This is a genomic window from Citrobacter amalonaticus Y19 (assembly GCF_000981805.1).
In the GTDB taxonomy this organism is placed as follows: domain Bacteria; phylum Pseudomonadota; class Gammaproteobacteria; order Enterobacterales; family Enterobacteriaceae; genus Citrobacter_A; species Citrobacter_A amalonaticus_C.
On sequence record NZ_CP011132.1, the window covers coordinates 3672662 to 3692757 of the forward strand.

The 20096-nt window shown below is 50.3% G+C and carries 18 protein-coding genes and 2 pseudogenes; 13 read left to right on the forward strand and 7 right to left on the reverse strand.

Going from position 1 to position 20096, the window contains the following annotated elements:
• From F384_RS16840 to F384_RS16865, 6 genes and pseudogenes are all read left to right on the forward strand, one after another.
• Positions 1-354, forward strand: coding sequence for a TIGR03750 family conjugal transfer protein (locus tag F384_RS16840; RefSeq protein WP_046487407.1), 354 nt, complete (start codon positions 1-3; stop codon positions 352-354).
• Positions 351-977 carry a PFL_4703 family integrating conjugative element protein gene (locus tag F384_RS16845; protein ID WP_046487410.1) on the forward strand — a complete coding sequence of 209 codons (627 nt, stop codon included), beginning with the start codon at positions 351-353 and terminating at the stop codon, positions 975-977. Before F384_RS16840 ends, F384_RS16845 begins: the two co-directional genes overlap by 4 nt.
• Positions 974-1762: a TIGR03749 family integrating conjugative element protein gene (locus tag F384_RS16850; RefSeq protein WP_046487413.1), complete on the forward strand. Its 789-nt coding sequence runs from the start codon at positions 974-976 to the stop codon at positions 1760-1762. The genes F384_RS16845 and F384_RS16850 overlap by 4 nt, the downstream gene beginning before the upstream one ends.
• Positions 1759-3093, forward strand: a complete 1335-nt coding sequence (locus F384_RS16855; protein WP_046487417.1) for a TIGR03752 family integrating conjugative element protein — start codon at positions 1759-1761, stop codon at positions 3091-3093. Before F384_RS16850 ends, F384_RS16855 begins: the two co-directional genes overlap by 4 nt.
• Complete coding sequence (locus tag F384_RS16860) at positions 3093-3476, forward strand: TIGR03751 family conjugal transfer lipoprotein (protein ID WP_046487419.1); 384 nt, start codon at positions 3093-3095, stop codon at positions 3474-3476. Before F384_RS16855 ends, F384_RS16860 begins: the two co-directional genes overlap by 1 nt.
• Positions 3473-6157 (forward strand): annotated as a pseudogene (locus F384_RS16865) (conjugative transfer ATPase). The gene F384_RS16860 and the pseudogene F384_RS16865 overlap by 4 nt, the downstream one beginning before the upstream one ends.
• 77 nt (positions 6158-6234) lie before the next feature.
• On the opposite strand, the gene F384_RS16870 reads toward F384_RS16865, so the two are convergent.
• The 4 genes and pseudogenes from F384_RS16870 to F384_RS16885 all read right to left on the reverse strand — a co-directional run bounded on the left by F384_RS16870 (position 6235) and on the right by F384_RS16885 (position 9870).
• Positions 6235-7047, reverse strand: a complete 813-nt coding sequence (locus F384_RS16870; protein ID WP_046487422.1) for a nucleotidyl transferase AbiEii/AbiGii toxin family protein — start codon at positions 7045-7047, stop codon at positions 6235-6237.
• On the reverse strand, positions 7001-7996 hold the full coding sequence (locus F384_RS16875) for a type IV toxin-antitoxin system AbiEi family antitoxin (protein WP_046487424.1): 996 nt from the start codon (positions 7994-7996) through the stop codon (positions 7001-7003). The genes F384_RS16870 and F384_RS16875 overlap by 47 nt, the downstream gene beginning before the upstream one ends.
• Before the next feature lie 96 nt (positions 7997-8092).
• Positions 8093-9397: a hypothetical protein gene (locus F384_RS16880; RefSeq protein ID WP_046487426.1), complete on the reverse strand. Its 1305-nt coding sequence runs from the start codon at positions 9395-9397 to the stop codon at positions 8093-8095.
• Between the two features lie 105 nt (positions 9398-9502).
• A pseudogene (locus F384_RS16885) lies at positions 9503-9870 on the reverse strand (helix-turn-helix transcriptional regulator).
• A gap of 82 nt (positions 9871-9952) precedes the next feature.
• On the opposite strand from F384_RS16885, the gene F384_RS16890 reads away from it, so the two are divergent.
• Positions 9953-10252, forward strand: a complete 300-nt coding sequence (locus F384_RS16890; RefSeq protein WP_046487433.1) for a helix-turn-helix domain-containing protein — start codon at positions 9953-9955, stop codon at positions 10250-10252.
• Between the two features lie 129 nt (positions 10253-10381).
• Positions 10382-11293, forward strand: coding sequence for an endonuclease/exonuclease/phosphatase family protein (locus F384_RS16895; protein WP_080949967.1), 912 nt, complete (start codon positions 10382-10384; stop codon positions 11291-11293).
• A 35-nt stretch (positions 11294-11328) separates the two neighbouring features.
• Here the strand turns inward: F384_RS16895 and F384_RS16900 are convergent, their stop codons facing one another.
• On the reverse strand, positions 11329-11697 hold the full coding sequence (locus tag F384_RS16900; RefSeq protein ID WP_046487439.1) for a hypothetical protein: 369 nt from the start codon (positions 11695-11697) through the stop codon (positions 11329-11331).
• Positions 11698-11712: 15 nt separating this feature from the next.
• Positions 11713-13002 (reverse strand): glycerophosphodiester phosphodiesterase family protein, encoded by a 1290-nt coding sequence (locus tag F384_RS16905; protein WP_046487443.1) that lies wholly within the window; start codon positions 13000-13002, stop codon positions 11713-11715.
• A 321-nt stretch (positions 13003-13323) separates the two neighbouring features.
• Here F384_RS16905 and F384_RS16910 point away from each other — a divergent pair, with 321 nt between their 5' ends.
• The 5 genes from F384_RS16910 (at position 13324) to F384_RS29965 (ending at position 18285) form a co-directional block, all read left to right on the forward strand.
• Complete coding sequence (locus F384_RS16910; protein WP_080949968.1) at positions 13324-14253, forward strand: TIGR03756 family integrating conjugative element protein; 930 nt, start codon at positions 13324-13326, stop codon at positions 14251-14253.
• A 2-nt stretch (positions 14254-14255) separates the two neighbouring features.
• On the forward strand, positions 14256-15623 hold the full coding sequence (locus tag F384_RS16915) for an integrating conjugative element protein (protein WP_046487448.1): 1368 nt from the start codon (positions 14256-14258) through the stop codon (positions 15621-15623).
• On the forward strand, positions 15620-15877 hold the full coding sequence (locus F384_RS16920) for a hypothetical protein (protein WP_046487453.1): 258 nt from the start codon (positions 15620-15622) through the stop codon (positions 15875-15877). The genes F384_RS16915 and F384_RS16920 overlap by 4 nt, the downstream gene beginning before the upstream one ends.
• Complete coding sequence (locus F384_RS16925; protein ID WP_046487458.1) at positions 15874-17355, forward strand: conjugal transfer protein TraG N-terminal domain-containing protein; 1482 nt, start codon at positions 15874-15876, stop codon at positions 17353-17355. The genes F384_RS16920 and F384_RS16925 overlap by 4 nt, the downstream gene beginning before the upstream one ends.
• Positions 17356-17526: 171 nt before the next feature.
• On the forward strand, positions 17527-18285 hold the full coding sequence (locus F384_RS29965; protein ID WP_155404016.1) for a hypothetical protein: 759 nt from the start codon (positions 17527-17529) through the stop codon (positions 18283-18285).
• A gap of 59 nt (positions 18286-18344) precedes the next feature.
• Here F384_RS29965 and F384_RS16930 read toward each other — a convergent pair whose 3' ends face one another.
• Positions 18345-20096: a response regulator receiver domain gene (locus F384_RS16930; protein WP_046487464.1), complete on the reverse strand. Its 1752-nt coding sequence runs from the start codon at positions 20094-20096 to the stop codon at positions 18345-18347.

Below are 20096 nucleotides of genomic sequence, written 5' to 3' on the forward strand. Positions count from 1 at the left end.
ATGAGCACCATCCCCTTTCTCCCTGAACGGCTGAACCGCGAGCCTGCAGTGTTTCGCGGCCTGACGGTCAGCGAACTGCTGATCGCTCTGCTGAGTGGGCTGGTTATCGGCGCTTTAGCAGGAATACTTCCCGCCGTGCTGTGGCGAAACTGGAGCTTTATCCCAGGCAGCGCCCTGCCCGGCGGCGCACTGGCGATCCTAAGCGGTGGACGCTGGCTGGCGCGGCTCAAACGTGGGCGGCCAGAAAGCTGGCTATACCGGGTGCTGGAACTGAAACTGGCCCGCTTTGGCATCGGCGCACAGCGCTTTGTACTAAACGATGGCGTCTGGTCGATTCGCCGGAGTCGGAGATGAGCACCTTTAAACACGCGCTGGCGGCGCGGGATGCGCATATCCGCACCCTGCATATCGCACTGGTTGCGTTGTTCCTGCTGGCGCTGGGAATGGGGATCGGCTGGTACAGCGCCCCTCGCCAACTTACCATTTATCTGCCACCTGATTTACGCGCCGCCAGCCAGCGCCCATGGTGGGAAGTGCCCCCTGCCACGGTATATGCCTTCGCCTTTACGGTATTCCAGCAAATCAATCGTTGGCCGACCAGCGGCGAGACGGATTATCCACATAATCTCAGCGTCCTGCGGGCCTATCTGACCCCCGGTTGCTACAGCCAGATTGACCAGGAATTCCACCAACGCCAGCAAGACGGCGAACTGCGTGACCGGGTGCGTGGCATCTATGAAATTCCGGGGCGGGGATTCAGCGACCAACGGGTAAAGATCCTCGATCGCGATAACTGGATCGTCACGCTCGATCTCACCGTCGATGAGTATTATCACTCTGAACCCGTCAAGCGGGCGATGGTGCGTTACCCGATCAGGGTGCTGCGTTACGACATCGACCAGCAGAAAAATCCGTGGGGGCTGGCGCTGGACTGCTTTTCCTCTCCACCGCAAAAACTGGAGGCGGCTAAACCATGAACCTCCGTCCGCTGTCGATCATGCTGTTTGCCCTGCCCCTGCACGCTGTCGAACTGGTAACATGGGAGCGCATCCCGTTGCCTGTGGAACTCAACATCGGGCAGGAACGCATTGTGTTTGTCGATCGCAATGTACGGGTAGGATATCCCGCAACGCTGGATGGCAAACTGCGTATTCAGAGCAGCAACAGTACTGTCTACCTGCTGGCCAGTGAACCTTTTGCCACCACCCGACTACAGCTTCAGGACACGGAAAACGGCGAACTGATTTTACTGGATGTTTCTGCCAGCAAAGGCGGGCATATCCGCGAGCCACTGCGCATTGTGCGCGAAGAGAAACAGACCACCGACACAAAGCCCGTCCCTGCACCACAACCTGAACCCTCCACGCCGCTTCCGGTTGCACTGACCCGTTATGCCGCGCAGATGTTGTATGCACCGTTACGCACGGTAGAGCCACTGCCGGGCGTCCAGCCCGAAGGTGTGCGGCTGGCGAAAACCATCACCACGTTACTGCCTGCGCTTCCTGTCAGCGCCACGCCAGTTAATGGCTGGCGACTGGATCAATACCACCTGGCGGCTATTCGCCTGCAAAACAAAAGCGCAACCCGGCTGGAGCTCGATCCACAACAGCTTCAGGGGCGGTTTTACGCTGTCGCCTTCCAGCACCGCTGGTTGGGGCCTGCGGGCAGTGCGCAAGACACCACCGTGCTCTATCTTATTACCCGTAACCAGCGCACTGAACAGGCCGTGCTGCCGGAACCCGCGCCGGAGAAGAAGAAATGAAACTCCAGTCAAATCCCCTGCTGCGGATCCTGACACCGCTGATTATCCTGGCAGGCAGCGCTTTGCTGTTTAACACCTGTCGGGACAGTAAAAATGCGCCGAATAAACAGGCCGCACCTGACGCAACGCTTAGCCAGAATGAGCTTCAGGCGCTGGGGATTGAGGGCGATACCCCCGCCGACACTGTCGCCACGCTGGTCGGCCAGATGAAACTCTGGCGTAAGGAGCTTGAAACCGTTAAAGCCAGCAACGCCGCGCTGTTGCAGGAAAATAAGCAATTGCGCGAGCGCGAGCAGAATACAGACAGCCGCATCGGCGAGGCAATTAACCGCCAGCAGGCCAGCGCGTCGCAGCAACAAAATGAGATGCTCAGCGCTTTACAAACGCAGATCCAACAGCTTAAAGGCAATCGGACAGCCGACAATTCGCTGGCCGGGCTGGGTATTGATGAAGCACAAACCCCTTCCGGTGAGCCACTGCGCTGGGTAGCCCCCGCTGACGCCCTGCCGACGGATAAAAATGGCCGTCCGCTGCAACCCACACTGGCTTTTCCTTCCACCGTACCGGATGCTACGCCGCCGCCAGCAACAACCCCTGTCGCCGTCAAACCGGTCTACACCCTGCCGCAGAACAGCACGCTGATCGGCTCGGTGGCAATGACTGCACTGCTGGGCCGCATACCGCTTAACGGCAGCGTGACTGACCCTTACCCGTTCAAGGTGCTGATTGGCCGCGATAACCTGACCGCCAATAGCATCGATCTACCCGACGTTGAAGGCGCAGTTATTTCCGGTAGTGCCACCGGGGACTGGACGCTTTCCTGCGTTCGCGGCACGTTGACGTCAATCACCTTTATCTTCCGCGACGGCACAGTGCGCACGCTGCCTGAAGAGGGAGAAAAAGCCGGGAATGGTACAGAAGGCAATATCGGCTGGTTGTCCGATCCCCACGGCCTGCCCTGCATCCCCGGCGAACGTAAATCCAATGCCGCAGAATACATAGGTTCACAGTTCCTGCTGGCCGGATCGTCTGCCGCCGCCCAGGCACTGGCGAATAACCAGACCACATCCACCGTGGAAGATGGCTCCATTACCACCGCTCTGACGGGCGACAGCGGGCAGTACGTGCTCGGGCAGGCGCTGGGCGGTGGCCTTAAAGAAAGCGCCGACTGGTTTAAGCAGCGTTACGGCCAGATGTTTGACGCCATCTACGTGCCGCCCGGTAAGGCTGTTGCCATTCATATCACCCGTCAGTTAGCCATTGATTATGATCCTAACGGGCGGCGCGTTAACTACCGCACAGCAGGAGAGCATTCAGGAGATCTGGACTGATGCGTAAGCTGATACTGCTGTTACCACTGCTGCTGGCCGCCTGTAGCAGCCAGGAAACCCTGCTGCCGGTTGACGAGAACACCACGATGCTGAATATCTGGGGTGGGCAGAATGGCAGCGCCCAGGCGCTGTATGATGCGCGTTCGGTGCTGCGCCGTCCGCTGGATGACGCCACAGTGACGGCACAACAGCAGGCCGCACGCAACAACGGAAATTCCACCAAAGCGCTGTTTCAGCGATTACCCAACCCGGATCTGGAACTGTATGTCTTCCCCCATCTTGCGGGCAGCGAAGGCGTCCCGGTGCCGGGTTACACCACTATTTTCCCCTTCTACAACCGGGTGCAGTACGCCCTGCCCGATGAGCGGACCGATCCGCTGTGACCGTCCGCAGCGGTACGCTGACTGAAAAAACGGTAGACAGCCTGTACCAGAAAGGCGCGTCATTCGTCGATTTTCTACCGTGGGTGGAATATCAGCCACAAAGTAAAACACTGCTGCTGGATGACGGGCGCTCGGTCGGTGTAGTGTATGACATCACACCGTTTGGCACAGAAGGCCGCGCCCCGGCGAAGCTGGAAGAACTGCGCGATATCCTGAAAGATGCGATCCAGGACAGTTTTACGGAATATGATCGCCATCCGTGGGTGGTGCAGTTTTACTGTCAGGACGAGGACGATACCGAAAACTGGCTGGCCGCGTTGCGCAATTATGCCGCCCCGGAAGCACAAGGCTCTGATTTTACCCGCGCCTGGCTTGAGGAGATGGAACACCATCTGCACGCTGTTTCCCGCCCGGAAGGCTACTTCTTTGACGATGCAGTGAGCCATACCCGCTGGCGCGGCCAGCAACGTCACACCCGAATGGTGGTCTATCGCTGGCTGCCCGCAAAATCACGCGACCCACTGGAAGATGCCCCGGAAGACGCACTCAATACCGTCTGCGAACGGATGGTTTCTGCGCTGTCAGGCGCGGGTATTTCCGCCCACCGGCTGGAAAGTGAGGCCATCCGCCACTGGCTGCTACGCTGGTTCAATTCCGCTCCGCAGATGACCGACACCCCGCAGCAGTTCTGGCAACAGATGGCGCAGCAGGACGACGTGTCAGAGCTGCAGGATTTTGCCGAAAGCCTGCTATGCAGCGAACCGCGCTCGCAGGCCGCACAGGGGGCATGGCTGTTCGACCAGCGTCCGCATAAGGTCATTGTGCTGGACCGACTACGCAAACCGCCGACTGTCGGCCATATGACCGGATAGTGCGCTCGCGGTGACGGCGTTAATGCGCTGTTTGACCTGCTACCAGAAGGGGTAATTATGGCGCTGACCATTGTCGTCTGGCCGCAAGACAGGCTGGAGGAGCATTTAAGTCGCCTCAGCGACCGCGCCATCGGCGAGAATGTCGAATCGGAGTACGCTAAAAAAGATTGTCAGGAAGTGCGCCACTGGCTGAAAGACGGGCACAAGCTCTACCGCAGTGCGCTGGCGTTTTACCTCTCCGCTCCGGACAACAACGAACTGACAAAACGCGTGCGTAGCCTGAACAGCCTGCTGCTGAACGCGGGAATGGTTCCGGTGCAGGAGAACGACGAAATCGCCCCGCTCAGTTCCTGGCTACGCTGGCTGCCGATGTGCTTCGATCCGTCGCGGGATAAACGCCAGCTCTATACCCGATTCAGCTTTGTGCAGCACCTCGCCAACTTGCTGCCGCTGTTTGGCCGCGAGAGCGGCACCGGGCATCCGGGCGTTAGCTACTTTAACCGGGGTGGAGGGATGCTGTGCTGGGATCCGCTCAATCGCGAAGATCGCACCCAGAACGGGCACCTGCTGTTGCTCGGCCCGACTGGCGCAGGCAAATCCGCCACGCTGAACGCCAAAATCGCGCAACTGATGGCGCTCCACCGCCCACGTCTGTTTATTGTCGAAGCAGGCAACTCGTTTGGTCTGATGGCTGATTACGCCCGTGAGCACGGCCTTACGGTGCATAAAATCAGCCTGAAACCCGGCGCAGGCATCACGCTGCCACTGTTTGCTGATGCGTGGAAGCTGGCTGAGAGCGATACCACTTCAACAGAGCCGGACGATGAAGATGCTGATGACGCAGGCAATGAACAGCGCGACCTGCTGGGTGAAATGGAGATCACCGCCCGCTTAATGATCACCGGCGGCGAGTTGAAAGAAGATGCCCGACTCACCCGCTCTGACCGGGCGCTGATCCGTGAAGCCATTCTCCACGCCGCCCGACTCACGGCCCACGAGCGACGTCAGACATTGACTCAGGATATCCGTGATGCGCTGTTTACGCTGGCACAGGATGCTGCGCTACCGGAATCGCGCCGCAACCGGCTGTGGGAGATGGGTGAAGCGATGACAATGTTCTGTTCCGGATTTGAAGGCGAATTGTTCAACCGTGAGGGTGAGGCGTGGCCGGAAGCAGATATCACCCTGGTAGATCTGGCGATGTTTGCCCGTGAGGGTTATGAAGCGCAACTGGCGATCGCCTATATCTCGCTGATTAACCATATCAACAACCTGGGCGAACGTGACCAGCATCTGGCACGGCCCATCGTCAATATCACCGACGAAGCGCATATCATCACCGTCAATCCACTGCTGGCACGATTTCTGACCAAAGGTTCGAAGATGTGGCGCAAGCTGGGGATCTGGCTGTGGCTGGCAACTCAGAACCTGAGCGACTTTCCGGATGATTCGAAAAAATTGCTCAATATGATCGAGTGGTGGGAGCTACTGGTGATGCCGCCGGAAGAAGTCGAACAGGTTAGCCGCTTTAAATCCCTGACGCAGGAGCAGCGCCAGCTTCTGCTCAGTGCCACTAAAGCGCCAGGGAAATACACCGAAGGCGTGGTGCTTTCGCCTCGCGTTGAGGCGCTGTTCCGCGTGGTTCCCCCTGCCCTGTGGCTGGCGCTGGGGATGACGGAGAAACATGAAAAGGCGGAGCGGATGCGGATTATGAAGGAGTTTGGATGTAGTGAGCTGGAAGCGGCGATAAGGGTGGCGGAAAAAGATGCTATCAATAGCCCAGCGTTCACGAATAACATCCGTTCATGAATCATGAACAAAACACCATCGTGAACAAAATTTTTTCCTGCTTATCGCACCGGTTGCATTCACAATGAACCAAATCCTCAGCCGCCACTCACCATTACGTCCCAGAAGTCGTTCATTATCTGCTCAATCTCTGTCATATCGTCGGCATCAGATTGCCGCACTATCGCATCCGTCAGACGTTCCCGGTCAAGACGCATCAGCTCAGCTAACGATGAGTGCTCGCTAATTGTCGCAATATCGCTACCCAATAAAACAGCCCCCATGCGCACGATATCCCAGTCCAGACTTTCACCGTTAACAGGAGGCTCATAGATACGCTCATCTTCGATAGCCCCATATTCACGGATAATTTTGTAGAGATCCGTCGCATCTTTAGCATTCCCATGCCCACGATCGCGCCAGGCAAAGAGCTTTAACAGCGCCAGCCCTGGCAGAGAGCAAAACGGTAGGTTTTCGCCATTATCCAGTTGCACCATTACGGTATGGGAAAATACCTCAGCAAATCCATCGATGGCCATAATGATCTCGCGCTCCGGCGGCCAGGCAATGTGATTCCCTTCCGCAATGCCCCCAAAAGGAATAATATCCAGCTCAATTCCTTCGGCAATCATACGATGGGCATTATCCCGGACTGCCTGTGCGCCTTCGGCAAGAAAAGCATTTTTTAGCGCATCAAACATCGGCCAGCCATCCACAAAAACAGCGATATCAATATCGCGGGTTCGGCGGCCAGCGCTCCTGCCATGAACGTTGTGGAGCAAAATTTCACGCGCTGTTGCACCTGCAATAAAAAATGGGATCTCTTGCGCAATACAAATTCTGTTGATTCGGCTCAATAACATTTCAGTAGCTGAAAAGATCGGATTCACTAAGGTGAAGATATTTGTCATTGATTATCCTTGCTGTTTCCCGATTTCTGTCATCACCGCTCGCCAGTAACTCGGCTACACACAACATCGCTTCAGCTTTGCGGTTTAATTTAAAACTTGTCCCCCAAAAACAAGACACCAACTGTAATTTTTTGCCCGGCCCTGCTCTTAACTTCAATTGCTGCCGTCTTAATGGCAATCGATATGGTGTAAAAAGTATTCCGTTTTCCGGTATAAGGTAGCCTTCACTTAATTTTGCAGCAGCCACTTCCCCCCCCCAATACTCAGGGGGCCTGAGCACGATGTCATCCCAGGAGTCAGGTGACGTTGACCAGATGTGATCCAGCTTTGGTCGCAGGGAAGTAGCATAATCCCGCAGCCAAAGTACCAACAGTTCTTCTTCATTCATCAAACGCCGTCCCTTCTGCGATTTGCGGAAATAACGCTGCGCTTCAAGGTAATCGAAGGCCTTGCTGACCATCCCCAGCGAGATACCCGCTTTCTCTGCCAGGACTCGGTAAGTATCGTTTAGGGCTTCCGGGTTGGAGAGGAGAACGAAAAGAAGCTTCATCACCCCTTCTGCAAAACGGCTGCTGGCAACAACGGGTTTCTTCTCATAGCGGCCTTCAATCAACAGGTACAACCCTGGAACCTGGATGCGGGCATTTCCCGCCGTATCGATGAAGTTAATCTCTCTGTCAGCACAATATTCCGCAAGTGCAGATGTCAGACGGTTGCACACCAGTAATGCAGGAAACTCCACTGGAAAACGGGCCATCTGTTCATGGGCGGCCATCAGCGACGCTTTACGGTGGATATACTTGACTTCGAGGGCAAATTTCGCCGTTTCACCACCTGGCCCTGTCAGAGTGGCCCAGCCATCATGTATTTTGTTGCTGTGTTCATACTGCAACTGGAAACCTTTTGGCAGGTTCTCTACCACACCTGACAAGAGCTGTTCTTCTTTCATCCGTTCACACCTTTGAGTTTGTTCATGAATCATGAACAAATAGATATTATGAACAAGATAAAAGAGAATCAATACAAATTCTCAAAAAGATAGTGCTCAGCAACATAATCCTTTACTCAGCCTATCCTGCGGTGTTTTCCATTTCAGCAACCTTTCCACCGCCGAATCCCCTGACAAAAACTGCCGGGCCAGTTGCAGACGTTCAATAACCTGTGCCTTCAGCTTCTCATCAAGATCCGCGGTATCGCGTTCGGCTTCGCGAAAAAATTGTTCCTGCCGCTTGTCTACATCCCATTGGGCCATAATGGATTTCAGTTCGGTTAAGCTGGCACGATACGCCTCTTCCTCCTGTCTGATTCGCTCCCGCTCCTGATATCTCTTTTTATCCAACTCCCACTGAATGTGCCGTTCTTCGGCTTTGACTCTGGCTTCTTCTCGCTGTTTTTTAATCAGCGGAACCGCATCGTGCATCGCCGCAATCATCTTCGGGATCTGGCTTATTAACCCGCACTGTTGAGTTTGCCGAAACTGAAGCAGCCATTCTGCTGATGAATAAGGCGAGTAGAGCTGCAACAAGAATCGTCCGGTCGGCAAAGAGTGCTTTAAAACATAGCGAAATGACGATGGCTCTCTTCCTTTTGTCCATCGCGCCATTTTCTCATCGCGAACATAGCGACCTTTAACTTCCTTCGCTGGAGTGTACTCCACCATCTCTGCAAGATTAAAAGCAAAATACATATCCCCAACACAGATAATGCTTGGTGTGTAGGGCCGCCATGGATTGTCAATCCGGTATCCAGGCCCTTTGGGATCTTCCTTTAATTCAATATCTGCGCGATACAGTGATTCCCCCGGGGCATCCAGTGTAACGTGATATCCCTGCTTTCCCAGGGCATCAAAGAACCGGCTCAAAAAGTCTATTGCGCTGTCAAACCCGGTATCAGAAACATTCAGATCCAGCAGCTTCTTTTTCATGGGTTTGTAGTAACCGTCTCTGGTAACAGCGGAAGCAGGGAGGTACGTTTTGAGATCATTGATCAATCCGTAGCCGTTTCCGGTAATCGGAAGTCGCTTTCGTGTTTTTGATGACGTCGATGTTGATAACGGAACTGTCGGAGACTGCATTGAGAGGGTGTTTTTATTGTGGGTCTTTCCCACCTTGCTCTGTTTAAGTGCCGGTAAGGCAGGAATTGCCGGAGCGGTCCCTTTTGCCAGCGCTTTCCAGTAGCCAGCCAGCGGTCGGGGGATCCGCAGAGCGCTGCACCGTTTTGCCAGTAATTCACTGCTGATGCCATAAAGGGAAGCTATGCGTTCTGCTGGTTCACGCCAGACCAGATCGTACAACGTTTCCCGGTCTTCGGGTAAGGTTTGAGTAGGCACGGATTGATGACTCCCTGACATTGTGTTGTCCCTGTTCGGGCAACATTATCAGAGAATTTAATTGGCAAATGATTGAATCAAATCACTTTTGCCATAGTAAGATTTGTAAGAAAAAATCATGTTTAGCTATGCTGGAGAAATCAGCAAAGTACTTCCAGGGTTATTCTTTTTGAAGCGATGATATTGCAGGATCAATTCAGCAAGATCGTCATTAACAGCATAAAAATATGCTTCAGGAACATCAAGAGCCGCTGCTAACTTGCAAGCAAGTTTAAAATCAGGGGCATGTACCTCATTTTCATAAGAGCTAATCCGCGCACTCGCCGATTCCTCATCTAAACCAGCACGAACACCAAGCTCTGCCTGCGTCCAACCAGCACTAACCCTTGAAACTTTTAGTCGTTTACCAATCATGACAGCGGTCCAACTCCTGTATGCCTTCAGGAATTATCACCCTCTGGATCAGTCCGCTCTTCAGGACTTACCTTATAAATTCATGCATTACTTGAATTTAGATTAAATAAAGAGCAACATTAAAGGATTCCTTTATCTATTAGCGTTTAGCAGGGGATAACGATGGAAAAAACAACAGCTGCAAACTGGCATCCCGCTGACATCATTGCCGCGCTACACAAACGTGGCACCAGCCTGGCGGCGCTTTCGCGACAAGCAGGGCTGGCCTCTTCCACGCTAGCGAATACCTTGACCCGTCCGTGGCCGAAAGGAGAGTGGCTGATTGCCCGCGCACTTCATCTTCATCCATCGGCTATCTGGCCGGGGCGTTATGCCGGGCAGGAGGATTTACGTCTACCAAAGCAGCCGCTACCAAACACCAGACATGCTGCACCTCTTTGTTCACGTCCAGAAAAAGATTAATGCCTTATAAATACCGCCTGGCAGGCGCAGTATCATACAAAGTTAACCAGAAAGATTTAACGCAAAGGCGGCAGCACCAGGGTCTGAAAAGGAAGCCATTACCACGCCACCAATCTGAAGTTTCGGTTGATGGTGCATACGAGTATTCGTAACTACCACCGAGAGGTCATGATAATGAGAGGGAGTAAATCCATACGTCTGCTGTTATTAACCTGCTATAGCGCAATTATTTTTCCGGCCGGAGCGCATAGCTATCTGTCTGATAAGGCTGTCGCCACCGCGCCGGAATTAACCTTTGCCACCTGGAATATAATGGCATCGAGGTTAAACAAAACGTCCAGTCTGGCGGCAGCTATCCCGTCTCTGCACAGCGATATTATCGCGTTGCAGGAAGTGGATTTTAATACACAACGATCCGCAAAAAATGCAGGTGAAAGCCAACCCATAGACCAGGCAGCCTTGCTCGCCAAAGCGGGAAATATGCATTACGCTGAGTGTAAATCTATCGATTTTGAAGGTGGACAATACGGCACCGCATTACTGTCGCGATGGAAAATAGACAAAACCGAGCAAATCAAACTCAGTAGCGCTGAAGGGAAAGAGCAACGTACCGCCTGCGTTAACTACATCACAGTTCCTGGCATGCCGGCACAGCTTGCCGTTATTATCACTCATCCGGATCAGGATCGTGACAATACACTGCGTCTGGCACAGGTGCGGGAACTGATGGCGCTGGTAGACAACACGGGGAAAAATGCCATTCCTGTCTTACTGGGGGATTTAAATCTGGTCCCTTCTTCACCGGAATATCGGGAATTAACCTATCAAATGAATGATACGCTATCCCCCGAAGGTAACTTTACTTATCCCGCCTGGAATCCAAATCGTCGCATCGATTATGTGCTGACATCAACGGCTCAGAAATGGGATGTTTTGCAAAGAAACGTTCCTGAAGCCGATAAGCCCTGGAATAATATTAACTGGGGACAGCTTTCAGATCATCTGCCTCTGGCCATTCGCCTGAAATTAAATCATCTGTAGAAAACTACCCCGATGTCACCATCGGGGTATCACAATTAAAACGATAACCCATACAAGAAACCAGTACTGTTATCCACGCAGGCACTCACCTTTTTCCCCAGGGTATAGGCAGTAAAGGCCACTTTGGCAATATCAGTTCCATCGCCCTGATAACTTGACCACTGGTCATGTTCACTAAGAACAGTCATATAATAGGTATTATTGATTCTGACATTCACATTGGAATTTATAGTTGCCCCATCATAAATCACGCTACTGACATATTTATCAAGCGTTGCATCAGCAATATATTCGGTTGCCTTACCGCTTTTAGTACATTGGGTCGCTAAATCACTTGCGTTATTTGCCGCCAGCGTTGTCAATGGCAGAGATAAAACGACCAGCAACAGAGCTAATTTTTTCATGATATTCTCCATATATTAAAATACTGCGGTAAGATAAACCGGCAAAACGTTGATTCCGGATACAGTGCCAAATGAAGGTGAATCTGTAATAAAACCTTTGGTATTAAACTCATTCAGCATATTTTCTGGTTTATCGGAGGTCACAACTCTGAATGCAGGCATCGCGGTATTATTTCCCACGACATAAGACGGATCGCCACGTTCATCTTTGCTGTCTTTTTTATCCTGCCAGGTGGAGAGCAAATCGGCAAGCCGATAACAACACCGCCCGGTGGTTCCATCATAGATGGCATAGCTCGCTTTCACGTAGATTGAATCATCATAAACATCTTCCATAGCCGCGACCGGATTTATTGCCGGATTTGCCAGAAGGAGATCGGGTACAGCATTAAAGATCCCGGTTACGGCTTTGCCTGCCGCCTGGTTGTATAGATCCTGCAAGATACCCCCCTGCGTTTTCAGGCCAATTTCTACTCCGGAAAGTGTGGTGTTTTCGGGCGACATCCAGCTACTGAGTGACTGAGTGATATCTATCCCTTTCTGTGAGAAATCCTTATAAGTATTCGATTTGTAAGATGGCATAGAGTAAAAACAACAGGGAACCTGTTGATCCGAGAATACCTTCTGCCAGTCGCTGTAAAACGGGAAATAATTTACGTTAAATTTGAAAACAGTGAAATCTTTGGCATGTAGCTGTTTGCCATTCCCCTGCCCATGATAGAAATCCCTGGTGTCTTCATTAATCATTTTGAGTAATAATGGCACTGATTTCGGTTCTTTAATTTCCAGAAACACAGTTAGATTTAAATAATTATTGTAATAAAAATCATAGAAATCTTTGACAGACAGTAGTCGATAACTTGTTGGTTTATCTCCGGGGTGATGAAGAAGATATAACTCTTTGACAGTGTTATAGGGCATATCAGAGATTTTTGGATTATACCCTTCCCCTGTAAAGGGATCGAATCGCTTCTCTCCCTCAGGGGCGTAGCTATAAATATCGGTTAAACGCCCCAGTCCTGCATCATGAAATAATACCGGAACCTGATCTTTCGTCAGTCGAACATCCGTCTCAATCACCGCCGTCCCGGTAATATTTGATCGAATGAATGCGACTTCCGAATTTTCGGGAAAACCCGGCTCCCAGCTTCCCCGATGAATAACCACTACCGGAGTCGATTGTGAAACATCCTGCATGGTTGAGATAACGCGCGGTGGGTCATATTTAGTTGGATAAGCGCACCAACCCAGTGGATTATAAAATAACAACACCATTACTGATAAAAAACGGGTAGAAATATCCATAGCTGTGTTCCTCTGAGTCAGCTAATATATGATGATACTTTCTACAACTTTTGCCTGATCTTTATAGGGTTAATAAACAATTAGTAATGAGAGGGCCGTCACACAAGTATAGAGTTTTCTTTTTATTTAATGTCGCACCATGTCATTGTGTATTAATTAGTGAATAAGCATTAATAGTTCATTAAAATATTCATTTCTGTGAATGAAAAACATGAGCAAACTAAAATCTGGAATGTTTTAATTTGCTCATTCAATTGTATGCAGCGTCAGGCAAAACTTTTGCGTTATACCGGAGCTACATTGGTATACCATGGAGGTCTGATGTCCGGGCGCATTCTATTTCCCTTTCTACTGTGCGTATTCAGTTTCGCACATGCTATCTCGACGCCTGAAATCGCCGCTTCCGCTCTGTCGCCGGAGTGCGTGAAGTATCGGGTGGTCGGCATCTGCTACTGGTTATACTGCACGCCGTTCGGCTGTTCAGTTCGAACGTCAGTAAAAGTGCGCCATTACCGCCCGGACCTGGTGGTGTCAGCCTACAGCATCACCGGGAAAAATCCGTGGATGGAGATGTCACCGCTAAGTTCACCACTGCCCGGGATTGCTGAACAGGGTGGCGATACCAATCCTCGTGCCGTCGGCCAGCACAGCAAAGTACGCTTTAAAAATGCTGATGCTATCGGATTTCCTGCCGGTGATGCGCTGGCGAATTTCTTCGCTCAGTTCGGCTACGTCTGCGCCCCGTCGTCACAACCTTTTCTTCCCTATTTTCTCAGCACACTGGATGCACTCGCCTGGCGAAGCGGTGTGCCGGAGATGTTGTACCCGGAAGCACTGACTCCAGGGCTGCGTGAAGTCAGTAAAGATGGCGATATGTGGGGCAATATTTACCCACGAGCCGGTGCGCTTAGCCAGACGCACGACTACAAGGCCGGTGCCGTCATCGCCCAGCGAACGGCTGACCTGGTGACACGTAGCGGCCAATCGCACGTCTATATTCCATTGACTAAATCAGCACATGATGGCTACTGGCCGCCAGATCCAGTGATCGAAGGCGACAGCAATAACCATCAGTGGCAAATGCTCGCACCAAAAAAATCCACCTCCTGCGCCATCTTCCCGGACGGCACTGCCACCGACACTTACGCCGATAAGTTGTCAGAAGATGGCGCATATGTCTGGACCCTCTGGCGACCCTATAAATGCTGTCCGCGTCGCGGACAGACCTTTCTCGGCAGCAGCGGAGGTTAATAATGCGCCCGGCATTCTGTCTTTTGTTTGTCACTTTTCTGGCCCCGGCGGCTGACAACTATCAATACAAGCAACAGGGGGCGATCAGCGACTGGATGTATTATCGCATCGGCGGTGGCGCAGCCATTCCCCCTTCGGCCACCCGCCGTAACACCTTCCCACTCACAGCAGGCGTAAGCTGGAACAGCGATATGATGTGCGGCAATTTCGATATCGATACCACAGTGCGTAACCAGCTTAATGGCGTCACCGACGGCTTTCAGCAACTAATGGGCGAAGTTATCGAAAGCGCGACCAGCGCAGTCGCCAGTCTGCCTGCAATGGTTATCCAGCGGGCCAATCCGCAACTCTATGACCTGCTGACCAACGGCGTGCTTCAGGGTCGGCTCGATTTCGATAAATCACTATTAAGCTGCCAGAAAATGGCTGAGAAGATGACCGATTATGCGATCGGCCCAGCCTGGACGCAGAGCGCTCAGGCGGAGAACTATCAGGGAATTGCGGCCAGTGAAAAAGACGCAGTTCGCGCCGACCAGAGAGCCGCCGAAGAAGCGGCAGAAAAAGGTAAGCGCTGGGTCGGCGGCGAACATCGCGGCGGCAAAGGCCAGCCGCCGATCAAACTGGTGCGTGATACGACAGTCGCTGGCTACAACCTGCTCAATAATCGCAGTGCGACCAGCACCAGTGCCGTCTCAGGCGATGACTGCCAGGGAGAGTTGTGTCAGGTATGGAGTAAACCCGAGGACGCAGCGCAGTGGCTGACGCGAGTGGTCGGCGAGCAGACGATCAATGTTGCCCCGGATAACGATCAATCCGGCGAGCAGAATCAGCAAAGCGGTGCTCAGTCTGGCGTTGGGCTGACTCCCCTGATTCAGGAAGAGCAGGAGAAGATTCAGCCGTTAATCATTGATATGGTCAACCGCAATCAGCCAGTTAACGACGATACTCTGGCACAGGCCAGCGGCGGCGCACTGCGGCTGACACGCGGGGTGATCGAGGCATTACGCGATGATCCTGATTCAGCCGTGCTCATCCAGCGACTCTCCGGCGAGCTGGCACTCTCACGCGTAATGGAACAGGCGCTGATGGCCCGGCGCACACTGCTGGCTGGAATGCGTGAACCCAATATCTCCGCCGAAAAAGAGGCGCAGTCTGCACTGAACCAGACAACCGCGCAACTCGACCAGGAACTGTCGCAGCTTAAGCTGGAACTGGATATGCGCCAGGCACTGGCAGATAACGCCGCACTCACCATCCTCGAACGCCAAACTATGCGGGCGAAAACCAAAGGTCAGGCCGTCGGCGTAGAGGACGATACCGACAAACGTGTGGACGATCTGAATAAACCCGCGAGTGGAGAGACGCAATGAAGCGGTTGATACTTTCCTGCCTGATGCTGATAACCTGCCTGGCGGCAGTATTTTGCTGCTCAAAAAGTAATGCACCGGGGGTTTACCACAGCGAGCTACTCCTCTGGCGCATGATGCTTTATGGACTGACCTGTGCTGTGGGCTGGCACCTGCACCAACGCTTTCCATTACAGCGCCCGACGATCCGCCGTATCGCGCTGGTATTTATGGTACTGGTTTTACTCAATGAGATCGTCCCGGAGGTTTCCCAGTGACCACCAACAGCTACCTGGAGTATTTTCTGACGCTACTTGCCTGGGTCGTCAATAACGGGCTGTGGGCTGCAATCAGCGACACCGGACTGTTCGCACTGCCGCTGCTGATTAAGCTGCTGGCACTGTGGCTACAGGCGAGAAGCCAGGGAGCCGATGAAGGCAACAAAGCAGCGCTGTCCCTGGTATGGACCGAGCACCTCATGTATACCTCACTGCTGGTGATTATGTTCACCTGCATGCCGCTACTGAATATCGATCTCGATACCATCAAATACGATAACACGCGCTCGAAACAGTGCGGCTGGTCGGTGCCGCAGCCTGCCGACACTGGCTACCAGCCGATCATTAACGAGCTGGGCGGCAAAACTGCTGCTGTTCCGGTCTGGTGGTATTTCATTCATGTCATAAGCAAAGGCATCACCAGCGCGACAGTCGCTACCTTACCCTGCCAGCCCGATCTACGACAGATCCGCTTTGAGGTTCAACATACCCGGATTAAAGATCCAGCGCTGGCCCAGGAACTGCGGGATTTTGTCGAGGAATGTTACGCCCCGGCCCGCGCCCGCCTGAAATTCCGCGCTGGAGAAATGGATGATACGACCAGTGATGATACTGCCTGGGTCGGATCATCTTACCTTCTCAATACACTTGGTTATTACGATACAGACCATGCGGTTGCTCCGCACAGTGACTGGCCGTACAACGCCTCCCGCGACGCTGGACTTGCCGACACGGGCGCGGGAGGTTATCCCACCTGTAAACAGTGGTGGTCTGACGACACCATCGGGCTGAAGGCACGGCTCCTACAACTCCCGGCGCCGGATATCTGGACGGCATTTCAAAAAATCGGCCAGCCACAGGCGACCTACGAAGAAGCAGTTCTGCGCTCGCTGGTTAGCGAACGCAACATGCAGGTCTCACAGAATGGGCGTGTTTATCCCGGCTATGGTGGCAATGTCGATGGCACGCTAACCAATGCTGCTACCCGGCTGGCATCCAGCGCCGGAAATATTCTCGGCAGCATAGTGGCATTCCCGGCATTCGACAGCGTGCGTCAGGCGCTACCGATGGTGCAGGCGCTGCTGCAAATGGCGCTGGTGATCTGCATTCCGCTGGTCACGCTCTGCTCAGCATGGGATGTAAAAGCGGTGATGACCCTAACGTTTGTGCAGTTCGCTCTGTTTTTTATGACCTTCTGGTGGGAGCTAGCTCGGTGGCTTGATAGCTGGCTGCTGGATGTGCTCTACAACAGCGATACCCACAGTAGCTGGAATCTGGCCGGGATCCAGAATACTCAGGATGATGTAATTATTAACCTGGTGATGGGGTCAATGTTTCTGGTGCTACCAACGTTCTGGCTGGGGGCAATGACGTGGGCTGGAGTTCGGATTGGCATGGTGGTGAACGGAGCGCTGGCAGGCGGGGTTAAGGTGGCGCAGGATGGTGGGGGGAAGGCTGGGGGGATAATTGGGAGGTAATTTACCCGCTAAATAGAAAATCCAACATGTAAATATGAAATCAAAAATTATTCATAAAATAAATATTTACACGTATTGGTTCAATGCCAATTGAAAACTATTTATTTAACATTTCACGATCTATAATGCACGCAAATCTAACTTAAACACCATGGAAATTGAGTTATTAAAATGCAACAGTTAAATAATTACGCAGATAATAGGCTGGTGAGCGGTTGTGTATATTGTGGTGGTATTCCAGAAACAAGAGAGCATGTTCCATCTAAAGTATTCCTAGATGCACCGCTTCCTGAAAATCTACCGGTAGTAGGAGCTTGCAGGAAATGTAACAACGATTTTTCTTCAGATGAGGAATATGTTGCATGCCTTCTTGAGGCCGCCATAGCAGGAAGTGCATCTCCCTCAGATATACGAAGAGAGAAAGTTTCTGGAATTTTAGAACGAACACCAAAACTTCAAAAAAAGTTAGAATCGGCGAAATACATAAAAGATGGAGAAACCTATTTCTCAGTTGAGGGTGAAAGGATAAAAAGAATCATAATAAAACTAGCACAAGGACATGCCGCTTACGAATTGAGTTTAATATGCAAAAATGAACCTAGCTCAGTTTGGTGGCATCCTATATCCTTAATGGATAAGGAATTACTAGATGATTTTGAATCAGACCGTTTTGCTTATCTTCTCAGTGAACTTGGCAGTAGAAATTCTCAAAGAATACTTGTTGTAGATACTAAAATGGTTTCTCAAGAAAATAAAGAGCTACATATTCCTATTTTCATTAATCCTTGGATAGATGTACAAGAAGGACGATATCGATACTTTGTAGATGACTCATCAGGTGATATCGTAGTAAGATTTGTTATAGGTGAATATCTGGCATGTGAGGTTATATGGCCAGACAACACAAACACATCAGAAATGTTAATATAATTTGCTTATAAAAAAGAGTGTGATGAATATCAAACCCATCACACTCACTAGTAATCAAATCAAGGTAACGCTACACTAATGTAATCCACACCTATTCTTGCGCCATACTGAGATGCTATAGCCTGATACCGCTCTGCATATCCGGATCGAAGTTGAGATTTCATCTTAATATTAAGATTAACTTTTTCTATTTCACCATCTTTATTTCTCAATACTACAGCCGTAGCTTTCCTTTTATTCACTTCATTCCCTTCCTGACTGTGATTAAGTATTATCATATAGTCAATAACTGGCAACCCCTTATCCTCATTAAAGATTGAGAAATATTTTCTCTTATTATTGTCATAGGCATAAATATATTTTGAATGATGCGCGCATGGTAATGCTTTATCAGGTCTAACAGGAAAAAGCTGAAGTGCTTTTATCAATCGGTGAGGACGTAGACGTTCATGGTGAGGATCATTACCTTGCGTTGGTACCATATCGCAGGCAGCGGAAACACATAAGTACCAATTATCATTATCAATATCCCAAAAAACAGTTCCAGTTGATATGTGTTTCTCCTCATAATTTCTAGAGGAAAGATTCATATTCAATGCATGATACATATCCTGAAAAGTGATATTTTGGTTTGTGGGAAGTTTCATTTCACGAGCACAATACTTCAATGAATCACGCTCTCCCCCTGCATTAAAGTCTTGTTTATATGTATCAAAAACAGAGTTAATAAACCCTCGCAACTTATCATTCTTTCTTAATTTTATATACAATTCTTCAGCAAGATTACCAAAAATAACATCAATATTGTCATCTTTCAGCACGCCATCTTCAGCCTTTATTATTTCATTAAGCCATGCAGCCTGCCCATATATATCATTTGCCAGATGTATATTAAATGATAAAGCTTCTGCCTCTATTTTATTTTGAATTTCTGATTTTAAAAGTTGATAATAAGATGGCCGCCACTCACACAACGACTCATTCAGTGTTGCCCATATGTTTTCCGCATCATTTTCATAAGAGTCCTGACCTTTATGATACAATGCAATAAAAATATTCCCTGCCTGTAACCATTTAACACCATTAACATCACCATTGACATGATGATATAGCTGTTCATTTGGTAATATATTAGCTGACTGAACATAATATTCACATACCAAACGGTACAGAAAATCTCTGTCATCCTTAACCGTTAGGGTATTATCTCTATTCAATAATTGTTTTAAGTTCCCTATTGTCTTATTGGACGTAATATACTGTGTGATTTCATCTTTCGATAAAGAATACCCGACATTTGCCTTTATATCTGGAAGGACGGTATTCTCCCAGTAATCTGTCACCTCATCATTATCATATTCAATTAAAAGAGAGTTGATATCATATGCCCCCCTTAACATAGATGCTATTTGCAACCAAACAATATCCATTTTCTCTCTAGTATACACGACGACCATATTTAAATGTTCAGAATCTTTTAATTCATTGAGAATTGAGAGAGTTTTATCTGGGGAGTCATGTTCCAAATGATAATCAATTATTATAAGATCTGATTTGCGAATCCGTTCAACATCGAAATTAACAACACAATTGTCGATGTCACAAATCATTTTTTTATTTTGAAAAAAACTTTCTAATAGAGCTGCTCTTTTTGAAGAATCAATATTTTTTTCGGTAAATGTTTTTTGACCACTTAGCGCCTTAACAGAATCCGAATACGTGATAAACTCATCATCGATCATCATAACAGAACGAATTGCATTATCACAGAATGTGCTACTTACAAGTTCATTGTATGTATTAGTAGTCAT

What these genes read in the sequence shown, in the direction of transcription:
- F384_RS16840 (WP_046487407.1), top strand. Translation starts at nt 1, where the DNA reads ATGAGCACCATCCCCTTTCTCCCTGAACGGCTGAACCGCGAGCCTGCA.
- F384_RS16845 (WP_046487410.1), top strand. Translation starts at nt 351, where the DNA reads ATGAGCACCTTTAAACACGCGCTGGCGGCGCGGGATGCGCATATCCGC.
- F384_RS16850 (WP_046487413.1), top strand. Translation starts at nt 974, where the DNA reads ATGAACCTCCGTCCGCTGTCGATCATGCTGTTTGCCCTGCCCCTGCAC.
- F384_RS16855 (WP_046487417.1), top strand. Translation starts at nt 1,759, where the DNA reads ATGAAACTCCAGTCAAATCCCCTGCTGCGGATCCTGACACCGCTGATT.
- F384_RS16860 (WP_046487419.1), top strand. Translation starts at nt 3,093, where the DNA reads ATGCGTAAGCTGATACTGCTGTTACCACTGCTGCTGGCCGCCTGTAGC.
- F384_RS16870 (WP_046487422.1), bottom strand. Translation starts at nt 7,047, where the DNA reads ATGACAAATATCTTCACCTTAGTGAATCCGATCTTTTCAGCTACTGAA.
- F384_RS16875 (WP_046487424.1), bottom strand. Translation starts at nt 7,996, where the DNA reads ATGAAAGAAGAACAGCTCTTGTCAGGTGTGGTAGAGAACCTGCCAAAA.
- F384_RS16880 (WP_046487426.1), bottom strand. Translation starts at nt 9,397, where the DNA reads ATGTCAGGGAGTCATCAATCCGTGCCTACTCAAACCTTACCCGAAGAC.
- F384_RS16890 (WP_046487433.1), top strand. Translation starts at nt 9,953, where the DNA reads ATGGAAAAAACAACAGCTGCAAACTGGCATCCCGCTGACATCATTGCC.
- F384_RS16895 (WP_080949967.1), top strand. Translation starts at nt 10,382, where the DNA reads ATGGTGCATACGAGTATTCGTAACTACCACCGAGAGGTCATGATAATG.
- F384_RS16900 (WP_046487439.1), bottom strand. Translation starts at nt 11,697, where the DNA reads ATGAAAAAATTAGCTCTGTTGCTGGTCGTTTTATCTCTGCCATTGACA.
- F384_RS16905 (WP_046487443.1), bottom strand. Translation starts at nt 13,002, where the DNA reads ATGGATATTTCTACCCGTTTTTTATCAGTAATGGTGTTGTTATTTTAT.
- F384_RS16910 (WP_080949968.1), top strand. Translation starts at nt 13,324, where the DNA reads ATGTCCGGGCGCATTCTATTTCCCTTTCTACTGTGCGTATTCAGTTTC.
- F384_RS16915 (WP_046487448.1), top strand. Translation starts at nt 14,256, where the DNA reads ATGCGCCCGGCATTCTGTCTTTTGTTTGTCACTTTTCTGGCCCCGGCG.
- F384_RS16920 (WP_046487453.1), top strand. Translation starts at nt 15,620, where the DNA reads ATGAAGCGGTTGATACTTTCCTGCCTGATGCTGATAACCTGCCTGGCG.
- F384_RS29965 (WP_155404016.1), top strand. Translation starts at nt 17,527, where the DNA reads ATGCAACAGTTAAATAATTACGCAGATAATAGGCTGGTGAGCGGTTGT.
- F384_RS16930 (WP_046487464.1), bottom strand. Translation starts at nt 20,096, where the DNA reads ATGACTACTAATACATACAATGAACTTGTAAGTAGCACATTCTGTGAT.